General features: G+C 73.4%; 15 protein-coding genes. 9 read left to right on the plus strand and 6 right to left on the minus strand.

Features of this window, described 5'->3' with window-relative positions:
• Together ACIP9D_RS09575 and ACIP9D_RS09580 are read left to right on the plus strand one after the other, a co-directional pair.
• Positions 1-1,083 carry a hypothetical protein gene (locus ACIP9D_RS09575; protein WP_350867171.1) on the plus strand — a complete coding sequence of 361 codons (1,083 nt, stop codon included), beginning with the start codon at positions 1-3 and terminating at the stop codon, positions 1,081-1,083.
• A 379-nt stretch (positions 1,084-1,462) separates the two neighbouring features.
• Complete coding sequence (locus ACIP9D_RS09580) at positions 1,463-2,467, plus strand: winged helix-turn-helix domain-containing protein (RefSeq protein ID WP_350867169.1); 1,005 nt, start codon at positions 1,463-1,465, stop codon at positions 2,465-2,467.
• Between the two features lie 39 nt (positions 2,468-2,506).
• Here ACIP9D_RS09580 and ACIP9D_RS09585 read toward each other — a convergent pair whose 3' ends face one another.
• On the minus strand, positions 2,507-3,601 hold the full coding sequence (locus tag ACIP9D_RS09585; RefSeq protein WP_350867166.1) for a coenzyme F420-0:L-glutamate ligase: 1,095 nt from the start codon (positions 3,599-3,601) through the stop codon (positions 2,507-2,509).
• Positions 3,598-4,587, minus strand: a complete 990-nt coding sequence (gene cofD / locus ACIP9D_RS09590; RefSeq protein ID WP_350867163.1) for a 2-phospho-L-lactate transferase — start codon at positions 4,585-4,587, stop codon at positions 3,598-3,600. The genes ACIP9D_RS09585 and cofD overlap by 4 nt, the downstream gene beginning before the upstream one ends.
• 99 nt (positions 4,588-4,686) lie before the next feature.
• On the opposite strand from cofD, the gene ACIP9D_RS09595 reads away from it, so the two are divergent.
• From ACIP9D_RS09595 to ACIP9D_RS09620, 6 genes are all read left to right on the plus strand, one after another.
• On the plus strand, positions 4,687-5,673 hold the full coding sequence (locus ACIP9D_RS09595; RefSeq protein WP_350867160.1) for a hypothetical protein: 987 nt from the start codon (positions 4,687-4,689) through the stop codon (positions 5,671-5,673).
• A gap of 175 nt (positions 5,674-5,848) precedes the next feature.
• Positions 5,849-8,362, plus strand: a complete 2,514-nt coding sequence (locus ACIP9D_RS09600) for a bifunctional FO biosynthesis protein CofGH (protein ID WP_350867157.1) — start codon at positions 5,849-5,851, stop codon at positions 8,360-8,362.
• 166 nt (positions 8,363-8,528) lie between these two features.
• On the plus strand, positions 8,529-8,804 hold the full coding sequence (locus ACIP9D_RS09605) for a hypothetical protein (protein WP_350867154.1): 276 nt from the start codon (positions 8,529-8,531) through the stop codon (positions 8,802-8,804).
• Positions 8,805-8,896: 92 nt separating this feature from the next.
• Entirely contained in the window at positions 8,897-10,291 is a 1,395-nt protein-coding gene (locus tag ACIP9D_RS09610) for a DUF4331 domain-containing protein (protein ID WP_350867151.1), read from the plus strand.
• A gap of 13 nt (positions 10,292-10,304) precedes the next feature.
• Positions 10,305-10,643 carry a phospholipase gene (locus tag ACIP9D_RS09615; RefSeq protein WP_350867148.1) on the plus strand — a complete coding sequence of 113 codons (339 nt, stop codon included), beginning with the start codon at positions 10,305-10,307 and terminating at the stop codon, positions 10,641-10,643.
• 470 nt (positions 10,644-11,113) lie between these two features.
• Positions 11,114-11,371: a WhiB family transcriptional regulator gene (locus ACIP9D_RS09620; RefSeq protein WP_007455784.1), complete on the plus strand. Its 258-nt coding sequence runs from the start codon at positions 11,114-11,116 to the stop codon at positions 11,369-11,371.
• A 96-nt stretch (positions 11,372-11,467) separates the two neighbouring features.
• On the opposite strand, the gene ACIP9D_RS09625 is transcribed toward ACIP9D_RS09620, so the two are convergent.
• Positions 11,468-11,917, minus strand: coding sequence for a metallopeptidase family protein (locus ACIP9D_RS09625; RefSeq protein ID WP_074316962.1), 450 nt, complete (start codon positions 11,915-11,917; stop codon positions 11,468-11,470).
• A gap of 166 nt (positions 11,918-12,083) precedes the next feature.
• Between ACIP9D_RS09625 and ACIP9D_RS09630 the strand changes: the two genes are divergently transcribed.
• Positions 12,084-12,446: a DUF3499 domain-containing protein gene (locus ACIP9D_RS09630; protein WP_350867145.1), complete on the plus strand. Its 363-nt coding sequence runs from the start codon at positions 12,084-12,086 to the stop codon at positions 12,444-12,446.
• Positions 12,447-12,455: 9 nt separating this feature from the next.
• On the opposite strand, the gene ACIP9D_RS09635 is transcribed toward ACIP9D_RS09630, so the two are convergent.
• The 3 genes from ACIP9D_RS09635 to ACIP9D_RS09645 form a co-directional block, all read right to left on the minus strand.
• Positions 12,456-12,812 carry a nitroreductase/quinone reductase family protein gene (locus ACIP9D_RS09635; RefSeq protein WP_350867142.1) on the minus strand — a complete coding sequence of 119 codons (357 nt, stop codon included), beginning with the start codon at positions 12,810-12,812 and terminating at the stop codon, positions 12,456-12,458.
• Between the two features lie 108 nt (positions 12,813-12,920).
• A complete protein-coding gene (locus tag ACIP9D_RS09640; RefSeq protein ID WP_350867139.1) occupies positions 12,921-14,297 on the minus strand; it encodes an FAD-binding oxidoreductase in 1,377 nt (458 codons plus the stop codon).
• A 40-nt stretch (positions 14,298-14,337) separates the two neighbouring features.
• A complete protein-coding gene (locus tag ACIP9D_RS09645) occupies positions 14,338-15,684 on the minus strand; it encodes an aspartate aminotransferase family protein (RefSeq protein ID WP_350867137.1) in 1,347 nt (448 codons plus the stop codon).
• Positions 15,685-15,952 lie beyond the last annotated feature (268 nt).

Below are 15,952 nucleotides of genomic sequence, written 5' to 3' on the forward strand. Positions count from 1 at the left end.
GTGACCCTGCGACTCCTCGAGTTCGTCGTCGGCGGCAACGAGGCCAGCGACCTGCTACCGGTCCGCTCCGCGGCGTTGCTGCGCGCGCACGGTGCCCGGCGCGGCTTCTGGACGGTGCTGGACGAGGGGCCGGTGGAGCGTTGCCTGGCCCTGCTGTTGGAGCGGGAGGACGGGGCCTGGGTCGCCCATCACGTGGCCGCCGACGCCGGCGTGGAGAACGGCCGGACCGAGGACGGCGAGGCGCTCGCCCACCACGACGGCTGGGTCTACGTCTTCGGTTCGCACTTCGGTTCCAAGGCCGGTCCGCTGCGGCCCCGACGGGCCTTCGTCGCCCGGTTCCGCGAGGACGACGCGGCGACCAGCCCGCTGCCGGTCCAGGTGGTGCGCAACCGGTTCCGGGTGCACCGGGCGATCAACGACGCGCTCGCCGGCGCGGCGTTGACGCCGCTGCCGCCGGGGGAGCGGGTGCGGGCCCGGTTCATCGTGGAGACCCTGGCCCGGGGCACCGCGGGGGCGAAGAGCTGGGTCAGCCGGCTCACCCCGGACGATCTGCCGTTGAACGTGGAGGCGGCGGCCTTCACGCCGACCGGGACGGTGCTGCTCGGGCTGCGCTTTCCGGTCACCGTGGACGGCGAGCCGATCCTGGTCGAGCTGGCCGGCGTACCGGCCATGTTCGACGCCGAGCCGGCCTGGCCGCTGGCGGTGCGGGCGTACGCGCTCAGCGGGGTGACTCCGCCCGGCGCGTTGACCGGATTCCGGGCGATCGCCGTCGGCTCGGACGGCGGGTACGCGGCCGTGATCGGGTCCATCGACGCGCTCGGCAAGGGCTCGGTGCTGCTCGACGACCATCCCGGCGGCGGTGAGGTGACCTCCCGGCACATCCGGTTCCGGCTGCCCGCCGGTCCGTCGCCCGCCCTCGCCGGCGATCCGGCCGACGTGCCGGCCGGGGATGCCCACCTGCTCGCCGGGGAGCTGGTCGCCGACCTCGCGCCGTTCCACCACGTGGAAGGGCTGGCGGAGCTGGACGGCCGATGCTTCTACGTCACCGACGAGGATCACCGGGTGGCGCTCTGGGTGGGTTGATGCGCCGGCACGCCGGGCCGCAGCGGGTCGTCGGTCGGCGGCGCGTTCGATGGCGGTCGCCGGGCGGGCTGGCGGTGCGGCGATGGCTGGCGGTCGGGCCGCGTCGCGTGCGCCGGGCGGGACAGCCGGGCGGCACCCCTGCGGTGCAAGGGCCGCAGACCCTCGTGGTGCCGCCCGGTCGCCGGTCCTCCCCGGTCCCGGTGCCCGGGTGCCGAGCGCGTTTGACGCGCCGACACCGCTGGTGGGCAGTGGAAGCATGCCCAACGGGCGCCGAGGGCGTCGAGGTTTTTCAGCCGTGGCTTAAAGATGGAGATAAGTGCCGGCCGGTAGAGTGCAAACGGTCGTCCGGTAACCCCCACCGGGCGAACGGGAGCGGGTCATGCTGAAGATCTACTTTTCCGGTGAGGACATCCTCCGGACCCGGGTCGCGCCGGGTGCCGACCCGGTCTGGGAGATGGTCCTCAGCCTGCACCTGCTGCAAGGTCGGAGCCGGGATCCGCTGATGGCCACCTGGCGCCGGGCGGTGGCCCGTGGCCTGCGCCAGGACATCGCGTCCGACCAGCTCCGGCTGCTCTTCGCGCTGAACCCGCCACGCGGCTACTTCCCCGACTTCCTCACCCCGTACGCCAGCGTCAGCGGCTTCGAGGCGGGGCTGGACGCGGTCCGCAGCACGCCGGTGCCGCTGCTGCACCACGACCTGACCGTGCTGGCCGCCGAGAACCTGCTGCCCTCGTCGGCGTCGGCGCTGGCCCGGGGGGAGCCGGATGTGCTGCGGCAGCTGACCGACTCGATGGAGCAGTACCGGTCGCTGGCGATCAGCCCGTACTGGGCGCGGATCCAGGCGGCCGTGGAGGCGGACCGCAGCCGCCGGGCCCGAGCGCTGCTCGACGGCGGGGTGGAGGGGTTGCTGACCAGCCTGCGGCCGGCGATGCGGTGGGACTCCGGCGTGCTGGAGGTCCGCGACTACCCGGACAGCCGCGAGCTGCACCTGGACGGGCGAGGGCTGCTGCTCGTGCCGTCGTTCTTCTGCGCCCGTACCCCCGTCGCGCTGCTCAACCCGGCGCTTCCGCCGGTGCTGGTCTATCCGGTGGATCGCCTCGGTGGGCTGGCCCCCGCGTCGGGGGAGGGCGGCGGAGCGTCCGGGCCGAACCCGGGCCGGGAGGCGCTGGCCGCGCTGCTCGGTCGGACCCGGGCGGCGGTGCTGGAGGTCAGCGACGACGGCTGCACCACGGGCGAGATGGCCCGCCGGTTGAACATCTCGGCGGCAGCGGCCAGTCAGCACGCCACCGTGCTGCGCAACGCCGGGCTGCTGGTCAGCCAGCGGGACCGCAACACCGTGCTGCACACCCTGACCCCGCTGGGCCGCGCCGTCCTGGAGAGCTGACCCGAGGGTCAGAGCAGTCCTGGAGAGCTGACCCGTCGGTCAGAGGGCCAGGGCGGCGCTGGCGGTGCTGTGGGCGGGCGGTGGCAGCAGGAGGGACGGGACGCCCTCGGCGGCCAGGGCGATCCGCAGCCGGTGCAGGTCGGCGCCGAACCGGACCAGGTCGGTCGGGTCCACCGGGGTCGGCGGTGAGCCGAGGATCAGGGTGGTGGCCTGCTCCGGCCAGCCGGGCACCGCGTCGATCAGCCCAGCCCGCAGCTCGTCGTCCTCGGCGACCAGGGTGAAGACCGTGCCGGGCGCGACCACGTCGGTCACCGCGGCGAGGGCGCGGCCGACCGCGGCCGGGTCGGCCGGGGTCGGGCCGGGACCGTCCGGCAGGGTGACGGCGGCGGCCAGTCCGGCCGCCTTCGCCTCGGCGGTGCCGAGCGAGAAGAGATCCTGGGCGGCGTCCCGGACCAGCGCGGTCGCGCCGACCTCGTCCGGGTCGGAGCGGGTGGCGGCCAGGTAGCCGCGGACCACCGCGACGGGCACCTGGTCGATCTTGCCCTTGATCAGCTCACCGGCGCCGGCCAGCTCGTCCACCACCGCCATCTGGGTCAGCTGGAGCTCGTTGCCGTACGCGTCGACCTCGCCGCGGTGGTCCCGGATGGCGTCCATCCCGGCCACCCCGAGGGCTACATCGGTCAGCCCGTTGCGCCACGGCCGCCCCATGGTGTCGCTGATGATCACGGCGACGTCCAGGTCGTAGCGCTCGCGCAGGGCGGCGCGCAGCGATCGCGCCGAGGCGTCCGGGTCCTTCGGCAGTAGCACCAGCCGGGTCCTGTCGACGTTCGAGGCGTCGATCCCCGCCGAGGCCATCACGAAGCCGTGGTGGGTCTGCACGATCCTGGTCGCGCCCCGGGCAGCGACCACCCGGGCCGTCTCGGCGGCCAGCACCTCGTCGCGGGCGTTGTCCCGCTCCGGCCCGTCCGCCGGGACGTCCACCAGCCGCCCCTCCGCCTTGGAGACGATCTTGCTGGTCACCACGAGCACGTCGCCGTCGCGCAGCCAGGGCGCCGCGGCGGCGATCAGCGCCGCCACGTCATCGCCCTCGGACACTTCGCCGATGCCCAGCACCGGCAGGATCTCCAGCTTCACCGCAGCTCCACCGCAGCGCGGACCATCGCCGCCGTCGCCGCCTCGTCGGTCATCCGCAGCGGTACCGCGCGGACCGTCACCTCCGGCACCAGCGTGCCGGCGTCCTCCTCGGCGACCAGCCAGCCGTCGAGCAGGCCGCCGGCCGACCGGCCGCCGTAGAGGCCGCCCACGCCGGCCGCGCTGCACTCGACGCCGAGCACCGCCAGGCAGCGGTCGGCCATGCCGCGTACCGGAGCGCCGCCGATGATCGGCGAGACGCCCACCACGGGGGCCGGGCCGTCGACGATCGCCTCGCGCAGCCCGGGCACGGCCAGCACCGGGGCGATGCTCACCACCGGGTTGCTGGGCGCGATCAGGACGATGTCGGCCGAGGCGATGGCGTCGAGCACCCCGGGCGCCGGCTTGGCGGTCTCGGCGCCGACGAAGACGAACCGGTGGGTCGGGATGTCCGCCCGGTACCGAACCCACCACTCCTGGAAGTGGATCGCCCGCTGGCCACCGTCGACGTCGGCCGTGCCGGTGGTGCTCGCGGCTGCGGGGCTCGTCCCGCTCACGATCGCGTGGGTCTCCAGCCGGTCGTCGGTCGCCGGCAGCAGCCGCACGCCGGGCTGCCAGCGGGTGGCCAGCGCCTCGGTCACCGCGGACAGCGGATAGCCGGCGTTGAGCATCGTGGAGCGCACCAGGTGGGTGGCGATGTCCTTGTCGCCCAGGCCGAACCAGGTCGGCTCCGCCCCGTAGGCGGCCAGCTCGGACTTGACCGTCCAGCTCTCGCCGACCCGCCCCCACCCCCGCTCCGGGTCGGCGCCGCCGCCCAGGGTGTACATCACGCTGTCCAGGTCGGGGCAGATCTTCAGGCCGTGCAGCCACAGGTCGTCGCCGACGTTGACCACGGCGGTCACCTCGGCGCCCACCTGGCGGGCGTACTCCCGCACGCCGACCAGGAACCGGGCGCCGCCGATGCCGCCCGCGAGAACCACGATGCGCATGCCGTCCATCCTCGCGCACGAGACGCCTGCGGTCCGCCGGTGGTCGGGGAGACTAGGCTCACGTCGGCAACTGTCCGCTTTCGCCCCGAGGGGGAGCTCGTGACCAGCCCCGCCGAGCCCGCGTCCGCCGACGCGACGCAGGCCCGCCAGCTGACCAAGCCGCTACGCGAACTGGCGGCGCTCGTGCTGCTCGGCGCGAATGCCGTTCTGCTCTTCGTCGGCCTGATCAGACTGCTGACGCCCGCCGATTTCGGGACCTTCACCGACCGGGCGGGGAGCACCTTCTTCGCGTTCATCGGCGTCGAGGCGGTGGTGTTGCCGGTGCTGGCCGTGCTGCTCGCCACCCACGTCCAGCCGGTGCTGGCGAAGGCCAAACTGATCACCCAGGTGGCGCTGGCCGAGTACGCCGCCAGCGCGCTCTTCGGTGCGCTGACCTTCCTGATGTGGCTGGTCGGCCGGCTGGCTGAGGGCGAGGTGCTCGACGCCCTGCTCGGTCTGCTCACCCGGGTCGCCTGGCTGGCGATCTTCGCGGTCGCCGCGTACGTCGTCTTCACCGTCTGGCGGGCGCTCTACTACGTGCCGAAGCCCAAGCCCCAGCCGGGCGTCTACGGCTCGCCGCAGGCCGGCTGGCCGCAGCAGCCCGGTGGCTGGCCCGGCCCTGGCCAGCCGGGAGGCGGCTATCCGGCACCCGGTCAGCCCGGTGGCTACCCCGCTCCCGGCCAGCCCGGCGGTTACCCGGCCCCGGGTCAGCCCGGCTACCCCGGCCCGTACGCCGGCCAGCCCGGCCAGCCCGGCCAGTACGGCCAGCCGACCCCGCCGTTCGCCCCGGCGCCCCAGTCGGCACCGCCGTTCAACCCCGCGCCGCACTCGGCGCCGCCGGCCAACCCGGTTCCGCAGTCGGCCCCGCCGGCCGGTCCGGCCCCGCACTCGGCGCCGCCGTTCGGGCAGCCGCCGTCGGCCGAGCCGACCCAGGCGATCCCGCGCCAGCCCGCCGAGCCCACCCAGGCGATTCCGCGCCCGACCGACGGCGAGAGCGACCGTACCCAGCGGATCAACCCGGGCGACGACCCGAACGCCCCCCGCTGACCCAGCGCGCCGCACGCCGTCGAGCCGCGCGCAAAATTCAGGGAAAGAGTGGCCTCCCGCGCCAGGGAGGCCACTCTTTCCCTGTTGTCTGCCGCCTGATCCCGCGGGGGGTGGGCTTGCCCACGGTGCGGGCGGAGGTGGCGGCGCGGTCCCGATCACGGCTTAGGCTGAGCGGATGGTTGATCGCACCGAGTCCGGCCCGACCGAGGCGAGCGTGCGCCGGGCGTTGCGCCGGGCCGCGACCGGGCGCGCGCTGGATGTCGACGAGGCGACGGCGCTGCTCGGCGCTCGCGGTGAGGCCCTCGACGAACTGCTCGGCGTCGCCGCCGGGATCCGCGACGCGGGGTTGCGTGAGGCCGGCCGACCGGGCGTGGTCACGTACTCCAAGAAGGTCTTCATTCCGCTGACCCGGCTCTGCCGGGACCGTTGCCACTACTGCACGTTCGCCACCGTGCCGCACCGGCTGCCGGCGCCCTTCCTCGACCGGGACGAGGTGCTCGCGATCGCCCGGGCCGGTGCCGAGCAGGGCTGCAAGGAGGCGCTGTTCACCCTCGGTGACCGGCCGGAGGAGCGCTGGCCGGCGGCCCGGCAGTGGTTGGACGAGCGGGGCTACGACTCCACGTTGGACTACGTGCGGGCCTGCGCGGTGGCGGTGCTGGAGGAGACCGGCCTGCTGCCGCACCTGAACCCCGGGGTGCTCTCCTGGTCGGAGCTGCAACGGCTCAAGCCGGTCGCGCCGAGCATGGGGATGATGCTGGAGACCACCGCGACCCGGCTCTGGTCGGAGCCGGGTGGCCCGCACTTCGGCTCACCGGACAAGGAGCCGGCGGTGCGACTGCGGGTGCTCGACGACGCCGGCCGGGTCGGGGTGCCGTTCACCACCGGCATCCTCATCGGCATCGGGGAGACGCACGCCGAGCGGGTCGATGCGATCTTCGCGATCCGTCGCGCGCACCGGGAGTACGGCCACCTCCAGGAGGTGATCGTGCAGAACTTCCGCGCCAAGCCGGACACCGCGATGCGCGGCATGCCGGACGCGGAGCTGCACAACCTGGCCGCGACGGTGGCGGTGGCCCGGGTGCTGCTCGGGCCGCGGGCCCGCATCCAGGCGCCGCCGAACCTCATCGCGGGCGAGTTCGACCTGCTGTTGCGCGCCGGCATCGACGACTGGGGCGGGGTGTCGCCGCTGACCCCGGACCACGTGAACCCGGAGCGGCCCTGGCCGCACCTGGACGACCTGGCCCGGCGTACCGCCGAGGCCGGGTTCACCCTGCGGGAGCGGCTCACCATCTACCCGGAGTACGTCCGCGCCGGCGACCCGTGGCTCGACCCGCGGCTGCTCGCACACGTCACCGCGCTGGCCGACCCGCAGACCGGGCTGGCCGTCGCGGACGCGCGCCCGGTCGGCCGCCCGTGGCAGGAGCCGGAGGAGGTGTTCGGCGGGCGGACCGACCTGCACGTCACCATCGACAGCACCGGCCGCACCGACGACCGCCGGGGCGACTTCGACAGCGTCTACGGCGACTGGGCCGAGGTCGCCACGAAGGTGACCGCGGCACCGGCCGCCGCCGGCTCCGGCGACGCCGACCTGCGGGCGGGCCTGCGGCTCGCCGCCGACGACCCGGCGGCGCTGCTGGAGCCCGGGCACACCGACGCCGCGCTGGCGCTCTTCGGCGCCGACGGTCCGGCGCTGGACGAGCTGTGCCGGCTCGCCGACGACGTCCGCCGGGCGACCGTCGGCGACGATGTCACGTACGTGGTCAACCGGAACATCAACTTCAGCAACGTCTGCTACGTCGGCTGCCGGTTCTGCGCCTTCGCCCAGCGGGAGCGGGACGCGGACGCGTACCGGCTCTCGGTCGACCAGGTGGCCGACCGGGCCGAGGAGGCGTGGGCGGCCGGGGCGACCGAGGTGTGCCTGCAGGGCGGCATCGACCCGAAGATGCCGGTGACCGGGTACGCCGACATCGTGCGGGCGATCAAGGCGCGGGTGCCGCAGATGCACGTGCACGCCTTCTCGCCGATGGAGATCGTCACCGCCGCCGCGAAGGCGGGCGTGCCGGTGCGGGAGTGGCTGACCCTGCTGCGGGAGGCCGGGCTGGACACCATCCCGGGCACCGCCGCGGAGATCCTCGACGACGAGGTCCGCTGGGTGCTGACCAAGGGCAAGCTGCCCGCCGCCGCCTGGGTCGACGTGGTCAGCACCGCCCACGAGCTGGGCATCCGCTCCAGCTCCACGATGATGTACGGGCACGTCGACCACCCCGGGCAGTGGCTGGCGCACTTCCGGGTGCTGGCCGGGGTACAGGACCGCACCGGTGGTTTCACCGAGTTCGTGGCGCTGCCGTTCGTGCACACCAACGCCCCCATCTACCTGGCCGGCATCGCCCGGCCCGGGCCGACCTGGCGGGAGAACCGGGTGGTGCACGCGATGGCCCGGCTGCTGTTGCACGGGCGGATCGACAACATCCAGTGCTCCTGGGTGAAGCTCGGCGACGCGGGCACGGTGGCGATGCTCCAGGGTGGCTGCAACGACCTGGGCGGCACGCTGATGGAGGAGACCATCTCCCGGATGGCCGGCTCGGCCAACGGTTCGGCCCGCACCGAGGAGCAGTTGCGGGCGATCGCGACGGCCGCCGGGCGTCCGGCGCGTAAGCGCAGCACCGCGTACGGTCATCTGCTGCCCTGAGGTCGAACCTTTCCGCGTCGCCGGCCGTACCAACGGACGCCGGCGGCGGTAGCGGCGAGGACCGCCGCCGGCGCCCCCGGCGGGCTCCGGCGGCGGCCGCCACGCGGCGCGCGGCCGGCTCCCGTCCGACCTCGCGGGCGTGCCCGCGCCGCCGGAAAGGTTGCCCATGACCAGTGAAGTGCGGAAGCGGCCCTGGCCGCGACTGACCCGCCGGCAGACGTTGACCGCGGCGGCGAGCGCGACGCTCGGCGCCGCCGCGCTCACCGTGCCCGGCCTGTCGGCCGCTCAGAACGCACCCGGCGCGGCCGCGGCCGACGAGCCGATCGTGGTGCACCTGCGCGACGCCGCCACCGGCACCATGGACGTCTTCGTCGGCACCTCCCGGATCGAGGTACGCGACCGCAGCCTGGCGGAGCGGCTGCGGCGCGCTGCCCGCCGCTGACCGATCCGACCGCACTCATCCGGCCCCGGCGCGGATCTTCCGGCGCCCGGCCGGTCCTCGACCCGTCCCCCGCCCAGTGAGGTTGGTCCGTCATGTCTTCGCACCGCGAGGCTCCGGAAATCGCCAAGGATCCGGTCGCCGATTCCGCTGACCTGTACGCGTTCGTCAGCCCCGATCGCCCCGACTCGGTGACGTTGATCGCCAATTATGTGCCGCTGCAACTTCCTTCCGGCGGCCCGAACTTCTTCGAGTTCGGCGACGACGTGCGCTACGAGATCCATATCGACAACGACGGTGACGGCCGTCCCGATGTCACCTACCGGTTCGAATTCACCACCGAGATCACGAATCCGAACAGCTTTCTCTACAACACCGGGCCGATCGAGTCGCTGGACAGCCGGAACTGGAACCGGCGGCAGTTCTACAGCCTGACCCGGGTGGCCGGCGGCCGGGAGCACCGCCTCGCGCACAAGCTGCCCTGCCCGCCGTGCAACGTCGGCCCGCTCTCCACGCCGAACTACGCGGAGCTGGTCCGCCAGGCGACGTTCACCCTCTCGACCGGCGAGCGCGTCTTCGCCGGCCAGCGGGCGGACGGCTTCTTCGTGGACCTGGGTGCGGTCTTCGACCTGGGCACCCTGCGGCCGTTCCAGCAGCTGCACGTGGCCGGTAAGAAGCTGTTCAAGGCCGAGGGGGAACCGGTCAACGCGACGGACCGGATGAACGTGCACAGCATCGCCGTCCAGGTGCCGTTGAACATGGTGCGCCGCCGGGCCAACCGGTACGCGGTCGGCGATCAGGCTTCGGTGATCGGCGTCTGGACCGCGGCGTCCCGCCGGCAGGTCCGGGTGCTCGGCAGCGACCCGGGCACGGAGGTCTCCACCGGCCCGTTCACGCAGGTCTCCCGGTTGGGCAATCCGCTCTTCAACGAGGTCATCGTGCCGATGTCCAAGAAGGACCTGTGGAACTCGCTGCCGCCCTCGGAGGACAAGCGGTTCGCCCGGTTCGTCGAGCAGCCGGAGCTGGCCGCCCTGCTGCCGGCGCTCTACCCGGGGGTCTTCGCCAACCTGGACCGGCTCAACAAGTCCAAGAAGGCCCGAGCGGACCTGGTGGCGCTCCTGCTGACCGGGGTGCCGGCCGGGCTGATCGACGGCTTCACCAACGCCACCGGCGACGTCCAAGCGGACATGCTGCGGTTGAACACCGCGATCCCGCCGAGCCGCCGGCCGGACCGGTTCGGGGTGCTCGGCGGCGATCTCGCCGGCTTCCCCAACGGTCGTCGGGTCGGCGACGACGTGGTCACCATCGCGCTGCGGGCCATCGCCGGGCTGACCGTGCCGCTGGTGGACAAGGCGTTCCGGCCGGACGCGGCGGCCGCCGCGGTCACCCCCGGGTTGAGCGCCGCCGACGTGACCGCGCCGTTCCTGGCCGGCTTCCCGTTCCTCGGCACGCCGTACGACGGGTTCGGCAACCCGTCGGCGGCGGCGTGACGGGGGAGCGGGCATGGAGCCGAGCGCGTACGGGCCGTCGGAGACCGGCAGCGTCGTCCTCGACCTGGGCGGTGCGACGGGCGCACTGATCATCTACACCGGACGGGAGCTGCACGGGCGGGAAATCGAGATCAGCCCGGCGGGCCGGCCGGACGGGCCGCGCACCCACGCGGCGGTCCGTGAGCGGCGGGTCCAGGACGGGGTCTTCCACAGTGCCGTCTACCCGGACCTGCCCGCCGGGGTCTATACCGTCTGGTGGGACGAGCGGAGGACGGCCGGAGCGATCTGTGTCACCGGCGGCGTGGTCGCCGAGTTCGTCTGGCCGAGCAGCGTTCCGTCGGGTTTCGACTGACGTCGAGCCGGCCGCCGTGCGCCGCGCCCCGTCCACCATGTGGACGGGGCGCGGTTGTCGTGTCCCGCTCGACGGGCGGTCCGGCGTCACTCGGGTTAACCTGTGCCCCACCAAGATCAGCATTGCTGTCGGGGTCTTCCGGCGGCGTGTCCACGTCCGCCCCGACCGGGCCGCTGAGGAGGTCGCCACGGGAGAAATCTCCGGCAACTCGCCGGTGAGGGCGTTACTCGGCCGGGGTCTGAATCGATAGGGCAGGTTGCGAGGGCCGGGTGGCCGGATGGCCGTCCGGGGGTCTGTCGGGAGGGCGACTCCATTATCAAGTTTGGCTTGACGGCGCACGCATTACACGCGTGTAATTTGAATGGGGTTGTTCGCACGGAACGCATCAAACCGGACCGTACGGACTAGCACGCCTTTCGCGTGGGGGGTTGCAGCGGCGATGACGCCGGTGCGCGACAAGGAGGCATTTGATGGACGGCCAGCTTGAGGTGGCCGACCTGCTCGGAAACGCGCCGGAGTGGCAGGAGCGAGCGCTCTGCTCGCAGACCGACCCGGAGGCGTTCTTTCCCGAGAAGGGCGGCTCGACCCGTGAGGCGAAGCGGATCTGCTCGCGTTGCGAGGTCAAGACGGAGTGCCTCGAATACGCTCTCGGCCACGACGAGCGGTTCGGGATCTGGGGTGGGCTCTCCGAGCGGGAGCGGCGCAAGCTGAAGCGGCGGGCGGCCTGACCGGTGCCGGTTCCGGGCGGTGGGGGCCGCCCGGTTCAGGCCCTGTCCGGCGTGCCGCGTGTGGCGGCGCACGGTGGCCCGGTCGGGGGCGGGCCGCTAGGCCAGTTCGTCCGGGTCGACCCCGAGCAGGTTCGCCACCTGCTCGATGATCACGTCGTGCACCAGGTCGGCGAGATCTTCCCGGTCCATCGCCCGGAACTCCAGCGGACGGCGGTAGAGCACGATCCGTGGCGGCACCTCCTGCCGGCCCGGTCGGCCGGGCAGCAGGCGGGCCAGCGGCACCTCGCCGTCCTCCAGCACGTCGGAGTCGTAGACGTTCAGGTCGGGCGGGACGTCCTCCACCGCGAACTCGACCCCGGCCAGCTCCTTGGCGAACCGGCGTTCCAGGGTCTCCACCGTGTCCAGGACCAGGTCGTCGAAGACCTCGGCCTTCGTCCGGGCCAGCGGCACGGTGGCCGGCACCAGCCGCCCGCGCAGGCCGCGCCCGTGCCGGTCGCGGTGCGCGCGCCGGCCGGAACCGGGGCGGCGGTGTTCCGGGCTCGTCATGAGGCAAAGGGTAGCCCCCACCCGGGCCTGGCCTGCGGCAGCGCCGCGCGCTGGCGCGCCGGAGTCCCGGGGCGGCGCGTCGGCGCCGCGAATTGTGATCACCGTGACGGGCGTGTCGCAACGCGAAGCGGTGCGCCGGACCCGGTAATGGGGATACCCTGCCGCCGTGAGGTCACCACGGCGCTGCTCCCGTAACGGCTGCCCCCGGCAAGCGGTCGCCACATTGACCTATGTCTACAACGAGTCGACCGCGGTGGTGGGCCCGCTGGCCGCCTTCGCCGAGCCGCACACGTACGACCTCTGTGAGCCGCACGCCCGCAGCCTGACCGCACCCCGGGGCTGGGACGTGGTACGCCACGAGGGCGAGTTCGAGCCGCCGCCGCCGACCACCGACGACCTGGTCGCCCTCGCCGAGGCGGTCCGGGAGGCGGCCCGCCCGGCCCCCCGCCCGCCGGAGGACGACCGCGACCAGCAGGCCCACTCGACCGGCCGGCGCGGCCACCTCCGGGTCATCCCGCCGAACCTCTGAGCGGGGCGGTCAGCCGAGCGGCACCTGGACCGCGACGTCGTGCTTCGGGTAGTAGCTCTCCACCCGGTCGGCGCCGTACTTGTCGCGGAACATCGCCACCACGTGGTCGACCTGGTCCGGTTCGGTGATCGGGGTGGCGGGCGCGTTCACGGCCGTACCGTTCGCGGCCACCCGGATCATCGGCGTCCGGCTCACGTTCTTGTACCAGTCGCTGTCCGAGCCGGTCACCGGCACCAGGAACATGCTCTGCTCCTCCTGCACGAACCACACCGGGTGGCTGATCTGCCGGCCGCTCTTCCGCCCGGTCACGGTGATCTCGATTTCCTGCTCACCGTCGAACGCGTCCATGACCGCCTCAGTGCTCACGCCAACCTCCGTCAAGCTCCCTGAGCTGCTCCTGTCTGTCAGGCTAGGGAGCCGGACGGCGGCCCGGTGCCGGTTCGCCGAACACCCGCGGCGGGCGCGGCGGCCGGGTCAGTGCCCGAGGAAGCGGCCGAAGAGCGCCGCGCGTCGCGACGGGCGGCCGGTGCGGGCCTCGGCCGCGTCGGCCGAGAACATCACCCGCAGTCCGGCGTTGACCGCGAGCCAGCGCACCGGCTCCGGCTCCCAGTGCGGCGACAGGTGGCCCACCCAGGGCAGCGCGGTCAGTTCACTCGGCACGCCCCGGATCAGGTCGGCGAGGGTGCGCCCGGCGAGGTTGGTCGTCGAGACCCCGTCGCCGACGTACCCGCCGGCCCAGGCGAGCCCGGTCGCCCGGTCCAGCCCGACCGACGCCGACCAGTCGCGGGCGACGCCGAGCGGGCCGCCCCAGCGGTGGGTCAACGGCACGTCCGGGCCGAGCACCGGGAAGAGGTCGCCGAGGGTACGCCGCAGCGCCGCGAAGACCGCCGGCTCGCGGTCGTAGCCGGGCCGGACCCGGGAGCCGAAGTGGTACGGGGCGCCGCGCCCGCCGAAGGCCAGCCGGCCGTCCGCGGTGCGCTGCCCGTAGATGATCACGTGCCGATGGTCGGAGAAGGTCTCCCGCTCGGCCAACCCGATCCGCGCCCAGGTCGGATCGGGCAGCGGCTCGGTGGCGACCATCAGCGAGTAGACCGGCACCACGGCGCGCCGCTGGCCGGGCAGCGCCGGCGTGTACCCCTCGGTGGCGCGGACCACCACGGGCGCGCGGACCACCCCGGTGGGGGTGACCACCCGGCCCGGACTCAGCTCCTGGACCGGCGTCCGTTCCTGGATGGTCACCCCGAGCCGCTCCACCGCCCGGGCCAGGCCCCGAACCAGCTTCGCCGGATGCACCGCCGCGCAGTGCGGCGTGTACGTCCCGCCGCGTACCCCCTCGGCGGCGCAGCGGGCGGCGGCCTCGCCGGCGTCCAGCAGCGCCAGGTCCGCCGGGCCGAAACCGAAGGCCCGCGCCTCGTCGACCGCGGCCCGGGCCCGGCCGAGCTGGGCGTCGCTGCGGGCGAGCACCACCGTCCCGCCGGCCGCCCAGTCACAGTCGATGCCCTCGGCCGCCACCACCCGCCCCACCTCGCGCACCGTCTCGTGCATGGCCCGCTGCATCGCGATCGCCGCGTCCGGGCCGTGCCGGCGGGCCAGCCCGGTGAGCGAGGTGGGGAAGAGCGCCGAGCACCAGCCGCCGTTGCGCCCCGACGCCCCGAAGCCGGCGATCTCCTGCTCCAGCACCATGATCCGCAGCGTCGGGTCGGCGCGGGCCAGGTAGTAGGCCGTCCAGAGCCCGGTGTAACCGGCGCCGACGATCGCCACGTCGGCGTCGGCGTCGCCGGGCAGCGACGGACGCGGTGTCAGCGGATCGTCCACGGTGGAGAGCCAGTACGACAGGTCCTGGTAACGCATCAGCGCTCCGGTGCGTCGGCCGAGGGCGTCGACGCGCCGGTCAGAGCCGCTGCCATGCCTCGGTGAGCACGGCACGCAGGATCTGCTCGATCTCGTCGAACTGCTGCTGCTCGGCGATCAGCGGCGGGGCCAGCTGCACCACCGGGTCACCCCGGTCGTCGGCGCGGCAGTAGAGGCCGGCCTGGAAGAGCGCGGTGGAGAGGAAGCCGCGCAGCAGCCGCTCCGACTCGGCCTCGTCGAAGGTCTCCCGGGTTGCCTTGTCCTTGACCAGCTCGATGCCGTAGAAGTAGCCGTCGCCCCGCACGTCGCCGACGATCGGCAGGTCGTTGAGCTTCTCCAGGGTGGCGCGGAACGCCCCCTCGTTGGCCCGGACGTGCCCGACCAGGTCCTCACGGGCGAAGACCTCAAGGTTGGCCAGCGCCACCGCGCAGGAGACCGGGTGGCCGCCGAAGGTCACCCCGTGGGCGAACATGCCGGTCTCGGTGAGGAACGGCTCCATCAGCCGGTCGCTGGCGATCATCGCGCCGAGCGGTGCGTAGCCGGAGGTGATGCCCTTCGCGGTGGTGATGATGTCCGGCTGGTAGCCGTAGCGGAGGGCGCCGAAGTACTCGCCGAGCCGGCCCCACGAGCAGATCACCTCGTCGGAGACGAGCAGCACGTCGTACGCGTCGCAGATCTCGCGGACCCGCTCGAAGTAGCCGGGCGGCGGCGGGAAGCAGCCGCCGGAGTTCTGCACCGGCTCCAGGAAGACCGCGGCCACGGTGTCCGGGCCTTCCCGCTCGATCGCCCGGCCGATCTCTTCGGCGGCCCAGCGGCCGAACGCCTCGGGCGAGTCACCGTGCTCCGGGGCGCGGTAGAAGTTGGTGTTCGGCACCTTGATGCCACCCGGGACCAACGGCTCGAAGTCGCTCTTGATGCCCGGCAGGCCGGTGATCGACAGGGCGCCCATGGAGGTGCCGTGGTAGGCGATGTAGCGGCTGACCACCTTGTGCTTGTTGGGCTGGCCGGTGCGCTTGAAGTAGGCGCGGGCGAGCTTCCACGCCGCCTCCACGGCCTCGGAGCCGCCGGTGGTGAAGAAGACCCGGTTCAGGTCGCCCGGGGTCAGCGTGGCGATCTTCTCGGCCAGCTCGACCGCCTTCGGGTGGGCGTAGGACCAGAGCGGGAAGTAGGCCAGCTCGCCCGCCTGCTTGGCGGCCGCCTCGGCCAGCTCGGTGCGGCCGTGGCCGGCGTTGACGACGAAGAGGCCGGCGAGCCCGTCCAGGTAGCGCCGCCCTTGGGAGTCCCAGATGTACGCGCCCTCGCCGCGCACGATGGTCGGTACCTCGCCGGCGGAGTAGCTCGCCATCCGGGTGAAGTGCATCCAGAGGTGGTCGGTGGCGTTGGCCATGTCAGCCCCATCGGTCGTCGGGCCGGTCCAAGGGGTGACGCCGGCCGCTCTGCCCACGGTTATCGCACAGCCCGACCCGGAAAGGCAAGTGGTATCGGTGGTGTTCTGGCGGTACGACAACGGATTTAGCGAGCCGGTACGTTGATGGCAACGGAATCCGTATCGCTATTTCACCCCCCCCCGTTACCTTTTTGATCGTCCCCAGCCGGGGACCCTCGGTCGCTCGGCCCGGTATGACTTCCTGCCCCTGTCTTTCGGATGATCCGGG

The sequence above is a fragment of the Micromonospora sp. NPDC093243 genome (genome assembly GCF_044753725.1).
Taxonomy (GTDB): Bacteria; Actinomycetota; Actinomycetes; order Mycobacteriales; family Micromonosporaceae; genus Micromonospora.